The organism is Halobiforma nitratireducens JCM 10879 (genome assembly GCF_000337895.1).
GTDB lineage: Archaea > Halobacteriota > Halobacteria > Halobacteriales > Natrialbaceae > Natronobacterium > Natronobacterium nitratireducens.
Genome location: NZ_AOMA01000035.1, coordinates 1 through 1,159, shown reverse-complemented (window position 1 = coordinate 1,159; position 1,159 = coordinate 1). Strand labels below are relative to the sequence as shown.

The window sequence follows — 1,159 nt, the reverse complement described above, 5'->3', positions numbered from 1 at the left end:
CAGTTTCCGCTGAGATGCTGCTTCACTCCGCCACTAAACTAGAACAGATGATGGTAAATGACAACCCAAGTCGGCGCTCAATACTAAAAGCAACTGGCACCGCTGGATTATCCTCTATCGGTATAGGTTTGAGTTGCGGAACATCTGGTCCCGTTGGATGTGTAGCAGGTTCAGGCGTCGCAGTTGGCCCATACTTGACAGATGATGGTTGTGAGGTATGCGATGAATATAAAGAAGAATTCCGGGAACTCTGCTAACAGGTAGTCTATATATGCACATAGGCAGTAGTTCCATCTCATTTGGTATAGTATTTCGAGAGTTGGTAATTGTATTGTACTTACTTATTGGAACACACTTCTTTATCACCGACATCCGCGAATTCGCGTCGGTCGGTGCGGCGATCCCACTCATCGCTGGTGTCACAATCGGCCCACTTCTTCTGATGATTCTGCATCGGACAGGCCGCTCGAGGGCCGGACTCATCGGAATCGTCACGCTGACGGTGATAGCCGTCGTCACGAGCTGGATCATCGCAGCTGCTGTCGCTGGCTCCGACGCGGAAGCGGCGCGGATTCCTGCGTTCTTCATCGGCATCCTCGGCGGCAGTGTCACGCTTCGGCTCATCGACGAGCGGTACCGAATGGTCCGCTGACAATCGGCATCGATCCTTGGTACTTCGGTAGCGTTTTCCCCACCGTCTCCCTCAACTGAACTATGACCGACTATCCGCCGATCAGCGAGCAGCTAGACGACCTCGAGAGCGCCCGCGAGGAGGGCCGGCGCAAGATGGACTGGGCCGCCCAGCACATGCCCATCCTCGAGGCCGTCCGCGAGGAGTTCGTCGCAGACCAGCCCTTCGAAGGCGAACGCATCGCGATGGCGATGCACGTCGAGGCGAAGACGGCGATTCTCGTCGAGACGCTCGCGGAAGGCGGCGCGGAAGTCGCCGTAACGGGCTGCAACCCGCTCTCGACCCACGACGACGTTTCGGCCGCGCTGGACGCCCACGACAACATCACAAGCTACGCGAAACGCGGCGTCGACGACGAGGAGTACTACGAAGCCATCGAAGCCGTCATCGCCCACGAGCCGACGATCACTGTCGACGACGGGATGGACCTCGTCGCCGCGATCCACGAGGACTACCCCGAACTGATCG

At 57.6% G+C, this 1,159-nt stretch carries 2 protein-coding genes; both read left to right on the top strand.

All coding sequences use genetic code 11. The annotated features are described in order from the left end of the window. Positions 1-331: 331 nt before the first annotated feature. Complete coding sequence (locus C446_RS03015; RefSeq protein ID WP_006671586.1) at positions 332-652, top strand: hypothetical protein; 321 nt, start codon at positions 332-334, stop codon at positions 650-652. A gap of 62 nt (positions 653-714) precedes the next feature. Beyond that, on the top strand, positions 715-1,159 hold a 445-nt coding region (locus C446_RS03010), incomplete at its 3' end, for an adenosylhomocysteinase (protein WP_006671585.1).